Annotated in this window: 17 protein-coding genes and 3 pseudogenes; 11 read left to right on the forward strand and 9 right to left on the reverse strand. The window is 40.4% G+C overall.

Annotation, left to right across the window (positions count from 1 at the left end; all coding sequences use genetic code 11):
• Positions 1 to 25: 25 nt before the first annotated feature.
• The 5 genes and pseudogenes from lpxC to mutT all read left to right on the forward strand — a co-directional run bounded on the left by lpxC (position 26) and on the right by mutT (position 5069).
• Positions 26 to 943: a UDP-3-O-acyl-N-acetylglucosamine deacetylase gene (gene lpxC, locus G2999_RS09940; protein WP_010181183.1), complete on the forward strand. Its 918-nt coding sequence runs from the start codon at positions 26 to 28 to the stop codon at positions 941 to 943.
• A 114-nt stretch (positions 944 to 1057) separates the two neighbouring features.
• The gene (locus G2999_RS09945) at positions 1058 to 1945 is read left to right on the forward strand and encodes a M23 family metallopeptidase (RefSeq protein WP_010181185.1); all 888 of its coding nucleotides are present in this window, start codon (positions 1058 to 1060) and stop codon (positions 1943 to 1945) included.
• A gap of 20 nt (positions 1946 to 1965) precedes the next feature.
• Positions 1966 to 4492, forward strand: a pseudogene (gene secA, locus G2999_RS09950) (preprotein translocase subunit SecA); the annotation flags it as partial.
• Between the two features lie 68 nt (positions 4493 to 4560).
• A pseudogene (locus G2999_RS13830) lies at positions 4561 to 4644 on the forward strand (SEC-C metal-binding domain-containing protein); the annotation flags it as partial.
• 5 nt (positions 4645 to 4649) lie between these two features.
• On the forward strand, positions 4650 to 5069 hold the full coding sequence (gene mutT, locus G2999_RS09955; protein WP_034955894.1) for an 8-oxo-dGTP diphosphatase MutT: 420 nt from the start codon (positions 4650 to 4652) through the stop codon (positions 5067 to 5069).
• A 26-nt stretch (positions 5070 to 5095) separates the two neighbouring features.
• On the opposite strand, the gene G2999_RS09960 is transcribed toward mutT, so the two are convergent.
• From G2999_RS09960 to G2999_RS10000, 9 genes are all read right to left on the reverse strand, one after another.
• Positions 5096 to 5971, reverse strand: coding sequence for an aspartoacylase (locus G2999_RS09960; protein ID WP_010181190.1), 876 nt, complete (start codon positions 5969 to 5971; stop codon positions 5096 to 5098).
• Between the two features lie 12 nt (positions 5972 to 5983).
• Complete coding sequence (yacG, locus tag G2999_RS09965; protein ID WP_010181192.1) at positions 5984 to 6211, reverse strand: DNA gyrase inhibitor YacG; 228 nt, start codon at positions 6209 to 6211, stop codon at positions 5984 to 5986.
• Positions 6211 to 6963, reverse strand: a complete 753-nt coding sequence (gene zapD, locus G2999_RS09970; protein ID WP_010181194.1) for a cell division protein ZapD — start codon at positions 6961 to 6963, stop codon at positions 6211 to 6213. The genes yacG and zapD overlap by 1 nt, the downstream gene beginning before the upstream one ends.
• 68 nt (positions 6964 to 7031) lie before the next feature.
• Entirely contained in the window at positions 7032 to 7640 is a 609-nt protein-coding gene (gene coaE, locus G2999_RS09975) for a dephospho-CoA kinase (protein ID WP_010181196.1), read from the reverse strand.
• Positions 7637 to 8572 carry an A24 family peptidase gene (locus tag G2999_RS09980; protein WP_010181198.1) on the reverse strand — a complete coding sequence of 312 codons (936 nt, stop codon included), beginning with the start codon at positions 8570 to 8572 and terminating at the stop codon, positions 7637 to 7639. Before G2999_RS09980 ends, coaE begins: the two co-directional genes overlap by 4 nt.
• Before the next feature lie 36 nt (positions 8573 to 8608).
• On the reverse strand, positions 8609 to 9820 hold the full coding sequence (locus G2999_RS09985) for a type II secretion system F family protein (protein ID WP_029257512.1): 1212 nt from the start codon (positions 9818 to 9820) through the stop codon (positions 8609 to 8611).
• A 105-nt stretch (positions 9821 to 9925) separates the two neighbouring features.
• Positions 9926 to 10345 carry a prepilin-type N-terminal cleavage/methylation domain-containing protein gene (locus G2999_RS09990; RefSeq protein ID WP_010181202.1) on the reverse strand — a complete coding sequence of 140 codons (420 nt, stop codon included), beginning with the start codon at positions 10343 to 10345 and terminating at the stop codon, positions 9926 to 9928.
• Positions 10346 to 10519: 174 nt separating this feature from the next.
• Entirely contained in the window at positions 10520 to 11416 is an 897-nt protein-coding gene (nadC, locus tag G2999_RS09995; protein ID WP_198006106.1) for a carboxylating nicotinate-nucleotide diphosphorylase, read from the reverse strand.
• Between the two features lie 29 nt (positions 11417 to 11445).
• On the reverse strand, positions 11446 to 11973 hold the full coding sequence (locus tag G2999_RS10000) for a TIGR02281 family clan AA aspartic protease (protein ID WP_010181206.1): 528 nt from the start codon (positions 11971 to 11973) through the stop codon (positions 11446 to 11448).
• 83 nt (positions 11974 to 12056) lie between these two features.
• Between G2999_RS10000 and ampD the strand changes: the two genes are divergently transcribed.
• The 6 genes and pseudogenes from ampD (at position 12057) to lpdA (ending at position 20602) form a co-directional block, all read left to right on the forward strand.
• Entirely contained in the window at positions 12057 to 12566 is a 510-nt protein-coding gene (gene ampD, locus G2999_RS10005; protein WP_010181209.1) for a 1,6-anhydro-N-acetylmuramyl-L-alanine amidase AmpD, read from the forward strand.
• A 55-nt stretch (positions 12567 to 12621) separates the two neighbouring features.
• Positions 12622 to 13446, forward strand: a complete 825-nt coding sequence (gene ampE, locus G2999_RS10010; RefSeq protein WP_010181211.1) for a beta-lactamase regulator AmpE — start codon at positions 12622 to 12624, stop codon at positions 13444 to 13446.
• 257 nt (positions 13447 to 13703) lie between these two features.
• Positions 13704 to 14462 carry a GntR family transcriptional regulator gene (locus G2999_RS10015; RefSeq protein ID WP_010181213.1) on the forward strand — a complete coding sequence of 253 codons (759 nt, stop codon included), beginning with the start codon at positions 13704 to 13706 and terminating at the stop codon, positions 14460 to 14462.
• 33 nt (positions 14463 to 14495) lie between these two features.
• Positions 14496 to 17165 carry a pyruvate dehydrogenase (acetyl-transferring), homodimeric type gene (aceE, locus tag G2999_RS10020; protein ID WP_010181215.1) on the forward strand — a complete coding sequence of 890 codons (2670 nt, stop codon included), beginning with the start codon at positions 14496 to 14498 and terminating at the stop codon, positions 17163 to 17165.
• Positions 17166 to 17176: 11 nt separating this feature from the next.
• Positions 17177 to 19128: pseudogene (gene aceF / locus G2999_RS12355) on the forward strand (pyruvate dehydrogenase complex dihydrolipoyllysine-residue acetyltransferase).
• A 52-nt stretch (positions 19129 to 19180) separates the two neighbouring features.
• Positions 19181 to 20602 carry a dihydrolipoyl dehydrogenase gene (lpdA, locus tag G2999_RS10030; RefSeq protein WP_010181222.1) on the forward strand — a complete coding sequence of 474 codons (1422 nt, stop codon included), beginning with the start codon at positions 19181 to 19183 and terminating at the stop codon, positions 20600 to 20602.
• The last annotated feature ends 14 nt before the right edge of the window (positions 20603 to 20616 follow it).

A 20616-nucleotide genomic window follows, 5' to 3' on the forward strand; every position in this document is an offset into this window, starting at 1 on the left:
TGCGCCCAGTTTTCAAGGTGTTACCATGATTAGACAGCGTACAATTAAACATTCAGTACAAGAAACCGGTATTGGCTTGCATAAAGGCGAGAAAGTGACGATGACACTTCGTCCAGCTCCAGCGAATACAGGTATCGTATTTAGACGTGTCGATTTAAATCCACATGTTGACATCCCATCGCGTGCGAATGCGGTGAAGGATACTGTTTTGTGTACATGTGTCAGTAACGATGATGGAGTAAGTGTTCATACTGTTGAGCATTTAGCATCTGCGCTAGCAGGTCTCGGTATTGATAACATTATTGTTGAAGTCAACAGCCATGAGCTGCCTATTATGGATGGTAGTGCTAGTCCGTTTATATTCTTACTACAGTCTGCAGGTATTGAAGAACTCAATGCGCCAAAACAATTCTTAAAACTCATCCAGACAGTCCGGGTCGAAGAGGGTGATAAATGGGCAGAACTTAGCCCATTTAATGGTTTTAAGGTTGATTTTGAAATTGATTTTGATCACCCTGTTATCAGTCAGACACGTCAAAGTATGCAATTAGATTTTAGCTCTGATTCATATATTGATCATGTTTCTAGAGCGCGTACGTTTGGTTTTATGCGTGATTTAGAGATGATGAATTCCATGGATTTAGCCCTTGGCGGTAGTATGAATAATGCTGTTGCATTAGATGAATATCGTGTCTTGAACCCTGAAGGCTTACGTTATGAAGACGAATTTTTAAAACATAAAGTGCTTGATGCTGTCGGTGATTTATATCTCGGTGGCCATAGTATTATTGGTTTATTAAAAGCTTATAAGACAGGGCATGGCTTGAATAATAAATTACTCAATGCTGTTTTAGAAAATACTGATGCGTGGGAATATGTCACCTTTGATGATGATAAAACGGCGCCCATTCAATATATTAGCCCCGTGATGGCAATGAGTTAGAAGCACATATAAGTATATGGCCCTTTACGATAATTATCGAAAAGGGCTTTTTCGTTTTTTAATAGGTAGAAATAGTTTATTATCTAACGCCATAACCATAAGTAAATTAAGATAATGAAGTTAACAATCACTTTTTCACATAATACACGTTTGATTGAACGTTCAGTGAGTGTGAGAAAGCTATTAAGTTTGTTAGTACTTACTTCATTATTGTTTTTGATCTCCAGCCGTTCTACCCATTCCGTTGATGATAATATTCAACGCGTACAGCTTGTCAAACAAGGTCTGCTGGCACAACAAGAAATCATCTTTGCATTGCAAGAGAAAAGTAAAATAGACGCGTCTGCCATCATAGATCAAGTTGCGCAATTAGAATATAAGCTCTCTCAGCTAGCGTCACAACAACAGCAATTAGCCCTAAATAACAGTGATAAACTTGTGTTTACGGATAATTCGTCATACGCAACAGTTAAACAAAAGCAAAATATTAATATCGCTATTTCCATTGAAGATAAGCTGGGTGAAATAGAACACAAAATTGCTCATCAAGTAAAACAACTTGAAGCGCTTGAAAAAATATATCAGAACACCCATATAGATAATGAGCAGCATATTTCTGGCCGTCCCATTACGTCAGGCTGGCTATCATCTTATTATGGTATGCGAGATGATCCCTTCACCGACAAAGTTGCCATGCATAAAGGTATTGACTTTGCTGCTGCTGAAGGCGATAAAGTTATCGCAACGGCCGCGGGAGTAATCACCTGGTCAGGTGAGCGTTTTGGTTATGGGAATCTTGTAGAAATCGATCATGGAAATGGGTTAGTTACTCGCTATGGTCATAATCAATTATTATTAGTCAATGTAGGTGAAGTCGTTACAAAAGGTCAGCAAATTGCCCAAGTTGGGAATACTGGTCGTTCAACCGGACCGCACGTACATTATGAAATCATTAAGAACGGTACTCAGATAGACCCGTTGCCATTTGTCTATCGTCAATAATTAACGGAATCAACACACCCATGTTCACATCTTTAGCTCGTAAAGTTTTCGGAAGTCGCAACGATCGTATCCTAAAAAAAATTAATAAAGCCAATAAACATATCAATGCGCTTGAAACTGAATTACAGGCATTATCAGATGCCGAGATACAGGCTAAAACTGCAGAGCTTAAGAATAAATTAGCGACTGGCAGTACCCTTGATTCATTGCTGTCAGAAGCATTTGCTGTAGTAAGAGAAGCGAGTGTGCGTGTTTATGGTATGCGACCTTTTGACGTGCAATTAACAGGTGCCACGGTACTTCACCAAGGTAAAATTGCAGAGATGAGGACGGGTGAGGGTAAAACATTAACATCGACACTCGCTACCTATCTCAACGCAATAACCGGGCGTGGAGTACATGTCATTACAGTGAATGATTACCTAGCAAAACGAGATGCTGATTGGAGCCGAGAACTATTTTCATTCTTAGGATTAACGGTAGGCTGCAACATTCCAGGTTTAAGTCATGAGGAAAAACGTGCGGCATATGCTTGTGATATTACTTATGGTACTAATAATGAATTTGGCTTCGATTATTTGCGCGACAATATGGCGTTTAGCCCTGAAGACCGAGTGCAGCGCGAATTACATTATGCTGTTATTGATGAAGTTGATTCCATCTTAATTGACGAAGCTCGTACACCATTAATCATCTCTGGTGCTGCTGATGACAGCTCGGCACTTTATAAACAGATTAATGCTCTGGTGCCGAAATTAGCACAACAAGATAAAGAAGATGAAGAAGGTGTTGAAGGCGATGGGCACTTTACTATTGATGAAAAAGGCAAGCAGGTTTACTTAACTGAAAAAGGCCAAATATTTGTTGAAGAATTACTGATCCAAGCAGGGATATTAGCACCTGAGCAATCGTTATTTTCATCTGCCAACATTGCGCTATTACAACATGTCAATTCAGCATTAAAAGCCCATAAATTATTTACCAAAGATGTCGATTATATTGTTAAAGACGGTGAAATAGTTATCGTTGATGAGCATACTGGACGAACAATGGAAGGACGTCGTTGGTCAGAAGGGCTGCATCAAGCAGTGGAAGCCAAAGAAGGTGTTAAAATTCAGAATGAAAATCAGACGCTGGCATCGATTACTTTCCAAAACTACTTTCGATTATATGAAAAATTAGGCGGAATGACTGGTACTGCAGATACCGAAGCATTTGAATTTCAGCATATATATGGTCTGGAAACGGTAGTAATACCTACTAACCGAGGTATGGTTAGAAAAGATATGCCTGATTTGATTTATATGACTGTCGAAGAAAAATACGACGCGATCATTCAAGATATACTCGGCTGCGTAGAACGCGGTCAGCCAGTATTGGTAGGGACAGTTTCGATTGAAAACTCTGAACTATTATCTAATGTTTTAAAGAAACAAAAGATTAAGCATAAAGTACTTAATGCGAAATTCCATGAACAAGAAGCGGAAATCATTGCTCAAGCAGGCCTTCCTAGTGCAGTTACGATTGCAACAAATATGGCTGGACGTGGGACTGACATCGTCTTAGGGGGGAACCTTCAAGTTGAACTCGCTGGTGTTGAAGATGAAGCTAAAATTCAAACTATTACTGCTGCATGGCAAACCCGTCACGATGCAGTGATTGCTTCTGGTGGTTTACACATCATTGGTACCGAACGTCACGAATCTCGACGTATCGATAATCAATTGCGCGGGCGAGCAGGTCGTCAAGGAGATGCCGGTTCTTCACGTTTTTATCTGTCACTAGATGATGCGTTAATGCGCATTTTTGCCTCAGAAAAAATGGGTAATATGATGAAACGCCTGGGTATGGAAAAAGGCGAAGCCATTGAGCATCCTTGGGTATCGCGAGCTATAGAGAATGCTCAGCGTAAAGTAGAAGGGCGCAACTTTGATATTCGTAAACAATTACTAGAATATGATGATGTGGCAAATGATCAACGTAAAGTTATTTATGAACAAAGAAATGAGTTACTGGATGAAGGTGATATTGGTGAAACAATAACGGCTATTCGCTCCGATGTAATAGATGAAGTTATTAGTCAATATATACCCCCGCAATCACTTGAAGAAATGTGGGATGTACCTGGACTAGAGGAGCGCTTGAAGGGCGACTTCCATGTGGAATTACCTATCCAGCAATGGTTAGATGAAGACGATAAATTATTTGAAGAAAAGCTACGTGATAAAATTCATGATGCGATAAATGCCGCTTATCAAGCAAAAATAGATGTAGTTGGCGAGAGTGTTATTCGTCAATTTGAAAAAGCAGTGATGTTACAGTCTCTTGATTCACATTGGAAAGAGCACCTAGCGGCAATGGATTATCTACGTCAAGGGATCCATTTACGAGGCTATGCGCAGAAAAATCCAAAACAAGAATATAAACGAGAGTCTTTTGAGCTATTTTCTGAAATGCTTGAAAACTTAAAAATAGAAGTCATTAGCTTATTAAGTAAGGTACAAGTTAAAGCAGAGTCTGATGTAGAAGAAGTGGAGCGTCAACGTCAAGAAACGGCTGCTCAGCCTACTCAAACAAATCAACAAGATCAAGAGTCATCTGTGCAAATTGGACATCGCCAAGGACCTAAGGTGGGACGAAATGACCCTTGTCCTTGTGGTTCAGGTAAAAAATATAAGCAATGTCATGGCAAGCTATAGCTCTGATGTCCGATAAAATAGTACATGTTGCGGTGGGGGTAATTCTCCGCTGTGTGGATGATGATGTAATCCCAAAAGTGTATTTAACACGACGTGCTGCTAATGTTCACCAAGGAGGGAAATGGGAATTTCCTGGTGGTAAAGTCGAGGAGAGTGAATCAGCAGAGTCGGCATTGATCAGAGAGCTGTCTGAAGAAGTCGGTATTGTTGTCACAGCCAGCGAACATTTAATGGACGTGAAACATGACTATGTTGATAAACATGTTTGGCTGGATATTCATTTAGTGTTAGGTTTTGAGAATGAACCCTTTGGTCAAGAAGGGCAAATAGGACAGTGGTATCCAATCAACACACTTCGTACATTAGATTTTCCTGACGCGAATAACGCCATCATTTCTGCACTTGAACATCGTTACCTAGCCTAACTATATTGGGCTAGGTATTTGTTCAGTTACCACTTAAACTTAGTTGCAGTTGCGAACGCAACTTTGCTATTACGATATGCGGCTTCGTTAATAAAATGTGGATATACAGTGTGTGTTCCCGTCAAGAAAATCTCGGTACCATCAAATAACCGAAAAATAGGATCTCCAACCTCTACTGCACAAAAATCTCTATCAAGTAATGTTTCATGCACAAGCCCTGTTACCTCCTCTTCCTCATTTAACGGAAACTGAACATTTTCAATTAAACGATAAGCATCAAATGTTGGCTGCTCAGGCATCGCGTCACGATTATATAAATCACAATACTCAAAGACGCTTTGTAACATAGTCTCACATTGCAAGAATATATCCATTCTGGATACGCCATGAGGCTGACAACCTAGTTCAAGCATAATTCCGCGTTTGCCTGTCGTACATAAATATGGATGTTCAAGATATGATATTTCGTCTTCCAAAAGAATATTCACATCAGGCATACGAGCTTTGAGATAACCAGCCATGTTCCGGTAAAAGGGCGAATCCTCTAAAAGAATAAGGGTAGCACCCATAGCAGAAGTGGTGTTGTGTATATCAATGACAAGATCGGTTCTAGGTGAATGTTTAGGACCCAGTTTTTGGTCTAGTACTTTCGCGATATTCAATTCGTATAATCGGCTATTACTACACGATAAATTGTGGATGCCAAACTGGCGATTTAAATCAACATCAATAAAACGTACATTAGCAGCAACTGCTGAGGGGTTTGCAATGATGTATTCAAATTTAAATACATCATCAAATTGATTGGTGAGACCCTTATCTAACGCTTTAACTATATTTATTCCGGTGAGTTCATTGCCATGTGTTCCACCGACGATTGCGATAGATTTAATTGTAGACATAGTGGGCCTGTATTATTTAAAGAATGAATCAGATTGTTGGGAAAGTAATGCTTCGATATCTTCAATATCGGGTAATTCAGCTGGTTGTGTATTATGACTACTGCCACATGGGATCGCTTTTTCTTCATCAGCCCATTCACCAAGATCAATGAGTTGACATTTTTTACAACAAAAAGGACGAAATATATTAGTGCTCACCCAATTTACTGGTTTTTTACATGTAGGACAATTAACGTTCATTAACAACTCGCCATCAAGAAAGAAATGGTATCATCAACAGCAACACTTTCATTGTTTTTTTCAGAAAACGCCATAAAACGCACAGCATAACGATATTTATTACCACTTAACGTTGGATAATACGGGGTTGAATTAGTTGACTGTACTCGGATAAGTTCAACCTTACTATCAGCTATACCTTGATAAAATCCGTTTTTTGCTGATACCTCAGTTAGTTCATCACGATTTCTAATAAACTGTAAGGCAGTACCAACAGCGTCTTTTAACACCATCATGGGTGCGAGCCATTGATTCAGGTGTTGTTGTTTGGTGTTTTTATCCAAGGATAACCAATAATGTAATTTAGGCAGGTCAAAACTACATGTTGCTCCTGGGATAGAAAAACGTTGCCTAATAGCAGTCAGAAAGCGATCAGATTTAAATTCATGTCCAATACGTTTTGATGCTTTTAATTTTTCTGATACGGATAAGACCATCGCGATTATCAACTCAATGCGCTTAACATCTATGTTAGGGTAGGATAACCAAGAGTTAAGGGTGGTTGAGTAACTACTTAAATCGCGTAAAAGTTCAGTGCGTAAATCGATGCGCTCAATCAAATCAAGTAACGTAAAAAAATCACGAAAAAACTGGATTTCATTGTGTTGGTCACATGTTTTATCTGGATGGCTCAGCAAGGTTAAGAGGTGTTCAACGCGCAGGTAATTTCGCACTTTTTCATTAAGTGGAAATTCATATATTACTTGCGTCATGTCACACTCCTATTTGCTATATGCAATAAACTATAAAACAGCATGATTTTCAAGGTAATTTTTAATTTTCAGACACATTTTGTCAATTTTGTGTAAATTTCATGTAATTTAAGTACTTTGTTAACGCTATTTTTTTGAGGCCCTGAATTATCAATAATATCGTCGGCTAAAGCGAGTCGCTCATGTCTGTCAATTTGTGCCGCGATAATGCTTTCAATGGTTTGTCTGTCACTCTGATCTCGTGCTTGGACACGTTGAATTTGTTGTTCAGGTAGAATGTCAACGACAATGACACGGTTGCATAAATGTTGTAGCTTATTTTCAAAGAGCAGTGGTATTGATAAGATAGTGTATGAGGATGGTGAGTCCGCGATATCAGCTAACATTTTGGCCCTTATTTTAGGATGTAACAGAGCATTAAGCCATTCTGTATATTTAGGATCTGCAAAGACGATACGACGTAACTTTGCTCTATTCAAATGACCATCAGATTGAAGGATATCGTTACCAAATTTATTTTCAATAGCACCTAAGCATTCACTGCCAGGAGCTACAATCTCTCGGGCTATTTCATCGGCATCAACAATGGTGATCCCAAGTCGTTTAAATTCATTACTAATGGTTGTCTTGCCACAACCAATTCCACCGGTTAAGCCAACCACAAATGGTGTACTCATGATCCTAATAGCCATTGCAAATAAATTCGTTGAATAGTGTCACCATAAAATATAGTTAACCATCCAGCTATCCCTAAAAATGGACCAAAAGGTACAGCTTGGTTAATTGAGCCATTATTTGAGGGCAGTTTTCGGGTGATTTGAGGAATTAGCAATCCCAACACTAAGCCAACGATGGAAGCCAACAAAATAACAATAATTAAATGGTACCAACCGACAAAAGCACCTAGGGCCGCCAGCAGTTTAAAATCACCATAGCCCATTCCGTCTTTGCCGGTCACTAACTTAAAGCCCCAGTAAATTGACCATAATATTAAATATCCTAGCATAGCGCCTATGATGGCATCAGGCAGTGGAATAAAGACATCCCAAATAGCCACTAATAATCCAAGCCATAATAAGCCTAAAGTCAAATCATCAGGAAGTAGCAGATGTTTACAATCAATCATTATCATACTAATGAGAAAAAAACTGACAACGATAAGTACCAACGTTTGGATACTCACACCAAAGTGCGAAGCAGTCCATAGGCCAACAAATCCAGTCGCAAGCTCAATTAATGGGTAACGTATGCTAATGGCAGTCCGACATTGACTACATTTACCCTTTAGAAAGAGATAACTTAATACTGGTATATTTTCCCACGCTCTGATGTGGTGCTGACACTGTGGACAAGTAGAATCTGGTTTAACGAGATTAAATGTACCGCGAGGTGTGTATTTTTTGATAAAAGATGGCGGTAATTCTTGTTTAAAAAAATCAATGGTTTGCTGCTGCCAATCACGTTGCATCATGATGGGTAAACGATAAATCACGACATTTAAAAAACTCCCTACCAGTACACAAAATATAAACACACTGATATAAAAGGCTATTGGGAATTGGGTAAATAAATCAATTATTTGCTGTAACCCACTAAATATATTCGACACTAAAAACGCCCTATAAAAAATAACATGAGAATCTTATCACACTACATTCCCCATTTGAAAAATAGGTAGATACATTGCTGTGATAAGCCCACCAATCACTAGCCCTAACACCGTCATAATAAGCGGTTCAAGTAAACTGGTGAGGCCATCGATCATGTCATCAACTTGGGCTTCATAAATTGTTGTTACTTTCAATAACATGTCATCGATTGCACCAGACTCTTCTCCAATTGCGATCATCTGTACCACCATATCAGGGAATACGTTGGTTGCACCCATAGCGACAAACATAGGTATGCCTGAGCTAACCTCTTTTCGCATGGAACCAATAGCATCTCGATAAACGGCGTTTCCAGAGGCATTTGCTGCTGAGTCAAGCGCGGTAATTAAGGGAACGCCCGCCGTCATTGTCGTTGCCAGTGTACGAGTAAATCGAGCGATAGCTGCTTTGTGTAAAATCAGACCGAGAATAGGCACTTTTAATAATTGTCTATCCAAATGGTGACGAATTGCTATAGAGCGTTTATATGCATGAATATATAAACCCATTGCAGTAGCCGTCCCGACGCTTATCAACATAGCATAATCTTGTATCACTTCAGATAGATTTAAAATCATTTGTGTCAAGACGGGTAATTCAGCACCAAAACTGTTGAAAATCATTTGAAATTGAGGGACTACAAATACCAATAAGGTGACGGTCACCATCAGTGCAACGATAACGACTGCCAATGGATAAAACATCGCTTTTTTAATTTTAGATTTCAACGCTTCTGCTTTTTCTTTGTATATTGATAGTTGCTCAAAGATAGTGTCTAGTCTTCCTGATTGTTCCCCGGTATCCACTAAATCACAGTATAGGGTATCAAATTGAGAGGGATATTTTCTGAGCGACTGAGCAATAGGGTTACCAGCCCTAACATCATCTGCAATCTCGCTGAGCATTTTTTTGACTGAAGGTTTAGTTTGCCCAGCTGCGATCATTTCGAAAGTTTTTAGAATATTCACACCAGCACAAAGCATAGTCGCAATTTGCCGAGTAATGATGGCTATATCTGTTGGTGATATTTTGTCTTGTTTAAAATTAAACAAAGAGGTGGGGGCTTTTTTAATCTTGTGGATCGAGCACCCTTGACGTCGTAATCGATATTTTATTTCACTGATGTTCTTTGCTGTCATTTCACCTTTAACGGTTTGTCCTTGGCGATTGGTTCCCTGCCAAGAGAATTTACTCATGGAGTGAGTCATAAAACACCTTTAAGATTACAAACGATTATGGATATTTAGAACAATAATCAGCCCAGAGCATTGGGCTGGTGTATTAATCTATGTTGGCTCAACATAAGAAGTGTATTAACACAATGTTGCAGGTACACATGTGGCGGTCCAAGATATCTTACCGCCAGTTAACGCAGGGTCTGGGGTTAACGTAAATGTGCCAGAACCTGTGATTGAGCTGTCACTCGCCTTTGACGTAGTAATGATGCCATTAGTAGTGTTTAATCCTACAATCCCATCTGCAGCTTCGATGTTCATGGGGATCCCTGCTGATCCCCCATCACAGGTTTCTAATCCACCGGTGACTTGAGCACATACTTCGACGGCTGATTTAGCAGCCGCGGATGCATTTGTTATTTCGGTAAATTTCGCTTTCTGGGTATAGTTTTGATATGCCGGTAATGATGTTGCGGCTAAGATGCCGATAATTGCAACAACGATCATCAGTTCAATTAAAGTAAAGCCTTGGTGGTTATTCGGTTTAGAGTGTTCCAAATTATTTCTCCGTAGTGAATGCATTGTTGAAATAACATAAGCTATGTTAAATCGGTTGACTGGCTATGGTCGTCATTACATGCGAATCAGTGCTTGGAGAAAAGCGATGTTATCAGAGATACTGGATAATCACCTATGACTAGTGAAATATTGTTTAGACATAGGTGATAACGTTTAATCAATTATTCTTAACGATAAATCGACCGCGTGTATATTTTTAGTTAGTGCGCCACTAGAAATAAAATCAACTCCGGTATCTTTCAACTCTGCAATTCTTGCATCAGTAATGTTTCCAGATACTTCTAGTTTACTTTTTCCAGCATTGATAGCTACTGCCTCATGGATCTGTTTAGTAGAAAAGTTATCCAACATAATCACATCAGCACCACCTTGAATGGCTTGTTGCAATTCGTCTATATTTTCTACCTCAACTTCTATCAGTGTATTAGGTGAAATGATTTTGGCTTGTGTAATCGCTTTATCTATCCCACCACAAGCAAAAATATGATTTTCTTTAATTAAAAAAGCGTCGAATAACCCAATACGGTGGTTCTGGCCCTGTCCACATTGCACTGCGTATTTTTGAGCGAACCTCATTTTAGGTAGAGTTTTGCGTGTATCCAATAGCGTGATTCCCGAGCCTTCTAGCTTACGGACATAGGACTTAGTCACGGTCGCTGTAGCGCTGAGAGTTTGTAAAAAATTAAGTGCTACACGTTCTGCGGTTAATATTGCACGCCCGTTTCCCGTTATTGTGGCAAGACGCGTATCAGGTGGCACAGTTTGGCCATCTTTAACATGCCATTGAACGGTCAACTCGTTATGACAGCGTTCAAAGGCATAGGAGGCCCAAGCAATACCGGCAATCACAGCATCATCTCGGCAGATGATCTGTGCGGTGACCAAGGTATCATGGGCAATTAACTGAGCAGTGAGATCTTGTGAGCCAATACTGTCGTTATTTAAGCTCATGATGCCAAGGTCTTCGGCTAACGCGGTATCGACATCTTGTTGGATGATAGAACGTGAAATAAGCCGATCAGAAGTGAGGTGTTGAGGATAAATAGACATCGCTAATGGGCTACTTGGATCAATATTACTCATAATGTAGGCACTTTTATAGTGAGTTGGTTATTCAATTGGGTTAATTCTAAATCTTTTAAGACATTCATGCCTAATAAAATTTTGTCTGATTGCATACCCGGATTGATGTTAGCGCGTATGTTTTGTAATTCAATAGGACCTATAGATAATGAGTTGAGTTGTGTATCAGTGACAAATACCGAACCATTAGCGGTTTGAACAGGATAACGTTGGCCTTTAGGTAAATGTAAACGCTCGGCGATATGTTCAGGTATTGACACGGTTGTTGCACCGGTATCTAGTAAAAACAGTACAGACTGTTGGTTAATTTGACCGTTCAGTAAGTAATGACCTTGTTGATTCTGTTCCAAAGTAATGACGGTGCCAGCGCGAGTAACATCATAATTAATATGTTGGTTTGGGTTATATTGATCGTCCAACAAATGATTAAAAACAGTTACTAATAACCATAGAACACATAACCATGCTGCAAATACCATCCACTTGGCATAGCGATGCGGTTGATGATTATCTTCTGTTGCCATTTTTAAATCCTTGATTTAATGTGATGTAATGTACTATACCATAGGATAACTACTTGAAACTCTACTATCCAAACGCCATAAAGATGCCTTGTCCGCATTATAATGCACGCCCAAATGGACCTAAAGGGGTCGTTTCATTGTTGGTGATCCATAATATTTCCCTGCCTGCGGGTTTTTTTGGTGGTAACTATATTAGTGAGCTGTTCGCAGGGACATTAGATTGTGAAGCGCATGAAAGTTTTGATGAGTTAAATGGATTAAAAGTGTCCGCTCACGTTTGTATAAGACGAGATGGAAAGATTTTACAATATGTCGATTTTGCACAACGTGCTTGGCATGCAGGGGTTTCTGTGTTTGAGGGCGTGGCAGGGTGTAATGATTACTCTGTTGGGATCGAACTAGAAGGGACTGACAATCATGCTTATACCGACGCTCAATATGCATCGCTTCAAGACGTGACATGTTATTTATTTTCACAATTTCCGATGATGACAAGCGATCGAATTGTCGGGCATAATACTATCGCTCCTGGACGAAAAACCGATCCAGGTGATGCATTTGATTGGCCTCGATACTTATCTGCGTTGGCTTAATAGAATATATCTATTTGTACTAAGATGATTTTTTAATTATAAAGTTGAGCAAAACATGACACTAATTTACTTGTTATTAGCCTTATTTGCAGAGCGTATGCTCAGTAAACCCGATCATTGTCATAGTAATTTTTATATTGATAAATATATTGATTGGCTTAACAAAAAATCTTACTTAACACAATCTGTCTCTTCATCAGTGCTATCCTTAATGTGGTTATTACCCGGCTTACTATTAGTCGCAGCATTAACGCTTGTTAATGTGAGTATTATTGATTTTGCGGTAACATTATTTGTACTGTATATGGCAATTGGTTGTCCAGAGCTAAGAAATACATATAAATGTTATCTGCAAGCCGCTAACCAAGGCGATATCGATACCTGTAATATCTATACTCAGCAACTCGGTTTGGGGCAGTTAGAGCCAAGAACATTTGGTCAGCATCTTATTTGGCTGAATTACCAGCGTTACGCTGCACCGATGATCATGTTTGTCGTCTTTGGGTTATTTGGAGTGGTTGCTTATGGGTGTTTACGCACGTTGCATGGTTATAGCCAAGCAAATAACATTCATGCTCAATCATCATTAGCTAAGGTGTTGCATGTCTTAGATTGGTTGCCAATTCGAATTACGGCATTTGGGTTTTTATTAGTTGGCCATTTTTCTAATGCTTTACCAAAATGGGTTGGCTTTTTATTTGATACTTCTACTCATGCGAAACTTGTACTTGCGGAAGTGGCAGTCGCTGCAGAAGACGTTACATCTCAAGATGGCGATATTACCACTGAACCAACGACTTTAGTTCAATTAGCAAAGCGCAATGTATTATTTATTGTCGCGATTGTTGCTGTTTTAACCTTATCAGGCGTTATCACATAACTTTTTATTAACACTTCTGTATGACTCACGGTATAGATTAGAGTCGATTTTTATTGGCCTTGAGAAACATGTAATCAAGTTGATGACATGTTGCGTTGTTTTTTACACATAATTTTGATTAAAAATTGTTCGATAAACTTGTTCTTAGTTTTATCTTCAAGTAAACTTGCCAAATTACAATGGTAAAATGGTATTACCAATTAAGATTAAACGTTAATTTTAATTAACATGTGCCATCATAATGACAGCGTATACATATGAGTAGTATCAAACAACAAAAACTATCAGACGTCATCACTGACAGACTTGAGGCTATGATTTTAGACGGTAGTTTTGTGGCTGGAGTTAAATTACCTGCAGAGCGAGTCTTAGCAACTCAGTTTAATGTATCCCGTCCATCTTTACGTGAAGCGATACAGAACTTACAAGCCAAAGGTTTAGTTGAGCGTAAGCAAGGTGGTGGCACATTTGTTAGCGCTAAACTTAACGCTAACATGACAGAGCCCTTACTTGCATTAATTGCCCAACGACCAGAGACTCAATTTGATTTATTGGAGTTTCGTCATGCGTTAGAAGGCATGGCTGCGTTTTACTCTGCGTTACGTGGACAACCCGAAGATTATAAACAATTACAAGCAGCATTGTCTGGACTAGACGCCATGGTGCCGACAGCGGATAAAGCTGAAGAAGCACAAGTGTTAGGAGAGTTTTATCTCATTATGGCTCAAGCTTCTCATAATATTGTATTGCAACATGTGATGCGCAGTATGAAGGGAATGCTAATTGAAAATATTCAGCGTAACCTGCAGATGTTGGCAGTAAACCCAGAAGCATGTAATGAAATAGCATTACAACGAGCAAGTATTGTAGCTGCGATAGTACAGCAGAACCCACAACAAGCAAGGCGAGCAAGTAATATACATCTCGCTTTTATAGAAGAAACATTATTGAATATAAATCAACGTGATTCACGTGTTCAACGCGTTTTACGAAGAATTGAAACCAACCCGAGCTAAGGCTTGGCATTAGCAAATAATAAGGAATAATGCATGACTGACCAAAAGCATGTTGATCTCGACCCTACAGAAACGCAGGAATGGCTTGATTCTTTAGAATCAGTACTAGAAGCGGAAGGGGTAGAACGTGCTCACTATTTATTAGAGAGTATGATTGAAAAAGCGCGCCGTAATGGTGCCCACTTACCTTATGATGCAACGACAGCATATTTAAACACTATCCCTGCTGGTCAAGAGCCAACCATGCCTGGTGATCAAACGCTTGAAACTAAGATCCGTCATGCCATTCGTTGGAATGCAATGATGATGGTACTGCGTGGTTCGAAAAAAGATTTAGAACTTGGTGGCCATATTTCATCATTTGCATCATCAGCAATGCTATACGATGTCGGCTTTAACCATTTTTTCCGTGCACCAAATGAAAAAGATGGTGGTGATTATTTATTTGTTCAAGGTCACGTTTCTCCAGGTATTTATTCTCGTGCATTTATTGAAGGGCGTTTATCTGCTGGACAATTAGATAATTTCCGTCAGGAAGTTGATGGCGAAGGTATTTCGTCTTATCCCCATCCAAAATTAATGCCTGATTTTTGGCAGTTCCCGACAGTATCTATGGGCTTAGGTCCGATGCAAGCTATCTATTTAGCGCGTTTCTTAAAATATTTGACTAACCGTGGTTTGAAAGATTGTTCAGATCAACGTGTATGGTGTTTTATGGGTGATGGCGAAGTCGATGAGCCGGAATCATTAGGTGCCATTGGTCTTGCTTCACGTGAAGGCCTTGATAACTTAACATTCGTTATCAACTGTAATTTACAGCGACTGGATGGTCCAGTACGTGGTAATGGTAAAATTATCCAAGAGCTTGAAGGAACATTCCGTGGCGCTGGTTGGGAAGTCTTTAAAGTTATCTGGGGACGTTATTGGGATCCTCTGATCGCGCGTGATACGACCGGTAAATTACTCGAGTTAATGAACGAGACCGTAGATGGTGAGTATCAAAACTTTAAAGCTAACGGCGGTAAATACACGCGTGAAAACTTCTTTGGTAAATATCCAGAATTGAAAGAAATGGTTTCCAATATGTCTGACGATGACATTTGGCGTTTAAACCGTGGCGGACATGACCCTGTTAAAGTTTATGCTGCTTATAAGAAAGCAACAGAAACAAAAGGTCGCCCTCAAGTCATCTTAGCTAAAACGGTTAAAGGTTATGGTATGGGTGAAGCCGGTGAAGGAAAGAACATCGCGCACAATGTGAAGAAGATGGATATCGAATCTGTTAAACATTACCGTGATCGTTTCAATATTCCGGTATCGGATGAAGAGATTGGTGATTTACCATATTACAAATTTGAAGAAGATAGCCCTGAAATGCAATATTTGCGTGCCAAGCGTGAAGCATTACATGGTTATATGCCAGTTCGTTTGGCACAAAGTACCCATGATTTACCAGCACCACCTTTAAAAGCATTTGAAGCGGTAACTAAAGGCTCTGGTGAACGGGAAATTTCAACGACGATGGCGTTTGTTCGAGTCTTAACCGTGTTGTTGAAAGATAAGCAAATGGGTAAGAATGTTGTTCCTATTATCCCTGATGAAGCGCGTACCTTTGGTATGGAAGGTTTATTCCGTCAAGTGGGCATTTATGCTAACCAAGGTCAAAAATATGTGCCTCAAGATGCTGATCAAGTCGCATTCTATCGTGAAGATAAGAAAGGTCAGGTATTGCAAGAAGGTATCAATGAGCTAGGTGCAATGGCGTCATTCGTGGCCGCTGGTACGTCTTACTCAACCAATGATTTACCGATGCTACCAGTATACATCTATTACTCGATGTTTGGTTTCCAACGTGTTGGTGATATGGCATGGGCGGCAGGTGATAGCCAATGTCGTGGTTTCTTAATCGGTGGTACTGCTGGTCGTACAACGCTTAATGGTGAAGGTCTTCAGCATCAGGATGGTCATTCACACGTCCAAGCTGGCTTGATTCCAAACTGTGTGTCATATGACCCGACCTACGGTTATGAAGTCGCTGTGATCACGCGTGACGGTACTCGTCGCATGCTAGAAGAACAAGAAAACGTCTTCTATTACCTGACAGTCATGAACGAAAACTACGTGCAACCAGCTATGCCAGAAGGTTCTGAAGAAGGCATTATCCGTGGTATCTATCAATTAGATACAGTGGGTAAATCTAAAGCGAAAGTAAATCTTTTAGGTTCTGGTACTATTTTGGTTCAAGTACGTGAAGCAGCGAAGATTTTGGCTGAGAAATATGACGTTGAATCATTAGTGTTCTCTGCGACCTCGTTTAACGAGTTAGGTCGTGATGGTATTGATGCAGACCGTTTCAATATGCTTCACCCTGATGGTGAGCAGAAAGTGCCTTATATCACTAAGATACTATCTGAAACAGGTCATGAAGGCCCAACAATTGCTACGACGGATTATATTAAAGCCTATGCCGATCAGGTTCGTGCATTTGTCCCTGGTCAATACCGTGTATTAGGTACTGACGGATTTGGTCGCTCAGACAGCCGTGAAAATTTACGTCGTCACTTTGAAGTGGATGCAAACTACATTACTTTCGCTGCGCTATATGAATTATCCAAGCAAGGTCAATTTGATAAGAAAGCATTGGCAAAAGCGATTGATGATCTTGGCATTGATGCTGATAAAATTAACCCACTTTACGCATAAGGAAGCTGGACATGTCTGATATTAAAGAAGTATTAGTCCCTGATTTGGGTGAAGATTCTGTTGAAGTTATTGAAATTTGTGTATCGGTTGGTGATTCATTAGATGCAGAAGATTCTATTATTACGGTTGAAAGTGACAAAGCCTCTATGGATATCCCGGCCCCTTTTGCGGGTGATATCGCAGAAATTTGTGTTGCTGTGGGTGACAAGATTTCAGAAGGGGCATTATTAGCTAAAATGAAAACTGCAAGTGCTGCTGAAGCAGCACCAGCCGTTGAGGAAACTGTATCGTCTGCACCTACTGCCACACCTGCACCTGCAGCGGTTGAAACCGCGCCAGCACCAGCAGCTGCAGCATCCACTACTATAGAAGTCACTGTGCCAGATATTGGTGGTGATGAAAATGTCGATGTGATTGAAATTTTAGTGGCGGTTGGAGACAGCGTAGAAGTAGAAGATGGTTTAGTGACGTTAGAAACGGATAAGGCTTCTATGGATGTACCTAGCCCACAGGCAGGTACGATCACTGCCATGCACTTGAATGTAGGTGATAAAGTATCCGAAGGTTCGCTAGTCGTGACATTAGCTACAGCCTCTGCTGAAGCACCAACTGCAGAAGCGCCAGTAACAGAAACACCAGCACCTGCTGCAGCGCCAGCAACTGCTTCTATAATTGAAGTGACGGTGCCTGATATTGGTGGTGATGAAAATGTCGATGTTATCGATGTATTAGTCGCTGCCGGTGATACGGTTGAAGCTGAAGATGGACTTATTACCTTAGAAACCGATAAAGCATCAATGGATGTGCCATCGCCACAGGCTGGTACGATTAAGTCAGTTCACATTAATGTGGGCGATAAAGTATCCCAAGGTAGCTTGGTTGTGCATTTGGAAGTGGCCGGTAATGCGCCAGTCGAAGCGACGCCTGTGTCTGCCCCTGCACCTGCTGCGGCACCAGCCCCAGCTGCGCCAGCGCCTTCACCTAAAGCACCACCAGTACCACATCACCCATCCGCTGCAGCGATTAAACCTACGGGTAAAGTACATGCTTCTCCGTCAGTACGTCGTTTAGCACGTGAGTTTGGTGTTGATTTAACCCAAGTTAATGGGTCGGGAAATAAAGGTCGAATTATTAAAGAAGACGTCCAATCCTATGTGAAATATGAGTTATCTCGTCCTAAGCTTACTGCAGCTACTGCAACGGCTTCGGGTGAAGGGGGCTTACAAGTACTAGCCGCTCCGAAGGTAGACTTTAGTAAATTTGGTGAGATTGAAGAAAAGCCGTTAACGCGTATTCAGAAAATTTCTGGTCCAAATTTACATCGCAATTGGGTGACAATTCCACACGTCACACAGTTTGAAGAAGCCGATATCACTGATATGGAATCGTTCCGAAAAGAACAAAATGTCGTGTGTGAAAAACGTAAGCTTGGTTTCAAAATTACCCCGCTTGTATTTATGATGAAAGCAGTTGCTGATGCGCTTCAAGCTTACCCTACATTTAACTCTTCATTATCTGCTGATGGTGAGAGTTTGATATTGAAAAAATATTTCCATATCGGAATTGCAGTTGATACACCGAACGGGTTAGTTGTGCCGGTGGTTCGCGATGTCGATCAAAAAGGCGTTCATGAGCTATCAAAAGAGTTAATGGATATTAGCGTTAAAGCACGTGATGGTAAGTTAAAAGCGGCTGATATGCAGGGTAGTTGTTTTACTATCTCTAGTTTAGGTGGCATTGGTGGTACAGCATTTACACCAATAGTGAATGCTCCGGATGTTGCTATTTTGGGTGTGTCTAAATCCGAGATAAAACCAAAGTGGAATGGTAAAGACTTGAACCAAGGTTAATGTTGCCATTATCATTATCATACGACCATCGTGTGATTGATGGGGCGCTAGCCGCACGCTTTGCAGTACATATTAAGAATGTGTTGGGTGATTTACGTCAGATTATTCTGTAAAATACTTAACGTTAAATAAACCTTAACTAAATTTAAAGATTTTGAGGTCAAAATGAGCGAAATTAAAACGCAACTAGTTGTTTTAGGAGCCGGTCCTGGCGGTTACTCTGCCGCGTTCCGTGCTGCCGATTTAGGGATTGATACTGTACTAGTTGATGCCCGCGCTAACTTAGGTGGTGTATGTCTTAACGTGGGTTGTATTCCATCAAAAGCATTACTGCACGTAGCGAAAGTTATCAAAGAAGCGAAGCATTTATCTAGCCATGGTGTGTCATTTGGCGAACCAAAGATTGATTTAGATAAAGTACGCGACTGGAAAGATAGCGTAGTAAGCCAGTTAACCAAGGGGTTAAGTGGTATGTCAAAAATGCGCAAAGTAGAATTTGTGCAAGGTTTAGGTAAATTTACCGGCAGTAACACACTTGAAGTGACTGGCGATAAAGGTACGACAACTATTTCTTTTGACAACGCGATTATTGCTGCCGGCTCTGAGCCAGTTTCTTTACCGTTCATTCCTGAAGATGATCGTGTCATTGACTCTACTGGCGCGTTAGAGATGAAAGATATCCCTGGCAAAATGCTTGTATTAGGTGGTGGTATTATTGGTCTAGAAATGGGTACTGTATATAATGCACTAGGCTCACAGATTGATGTGGTTGAGTTCTTAGATCAGTTAATTCCAGCTGCCGATAAAGACATTGTTAAGGTGTATAACAAAACGATCAAAGACACCTTTAACGTCATGCTAGAAACTAAAGTGACAGGCGTTGAAGCGAAAAAAGACGGTTTATATGTCAGCTTTGAAGGTAAAAAAGCGCCAGCTAAGCCAGTGCGTTATGACAAAGTCCTTGTTGCTGTTGGTCGTAAGCCGAATGGTAAATTGGTAGGTGCAGACGTTGCCGGCGTAACAGTTGATGAGCGTGGGTTTATCAATGTCGATAAACAAATGCGTACTAACGTGCCACATATCTTCGCAATTGGTGACTTAGTCGGTCAACCAATGCTTGCACATAAAGCGGTTCATGAAGGTCATGTCGCTGCAGAAGTGGTTGCAGGTAAGAAACATTACTTCGATCCTAAGTGTATTCCTTCTGTTGCTTATACTGAGCCAGAGTTAGCATGGGTTGGTTTAACTGAGAAAGAAGCCAAAGAGCAAGGTATCAATTACGAAGCCGCATCATTCCCATGGGCAGCTTCTGGTCGCGCTATCGCTTCTGATGCCACAGATGGTCTCACTAAGTTAATCTTTGACAAAGATACTGACCGTATTATCGGTGGTGCAATGGTAGGTACCAATGCAGGTGAAATGCTGGGTGAAATTGGTTTAGCGATTGAGATGGGTGCAGATGCAGAAGATATTGCATTGACAATCCATGCTCATCCAACACTGAATGAATCTATTGGCCTTGCTGCTGAGATTTATGAAGGCAGCATTACTGATTTACCGAATCCAAAAGCGAAAAAGAAAAAGTAAGATTTTCGTAAACA

This window comes from Glaciecola sp. HTCC2999 (genome assembly GCF_000155775.1).
Classification (GTDB): domain Bacteria; phylum Pseudomonadota; class Gammaproteobacteria; order Enterobacterales; family Alteromonadaceae; genus Opacimonas.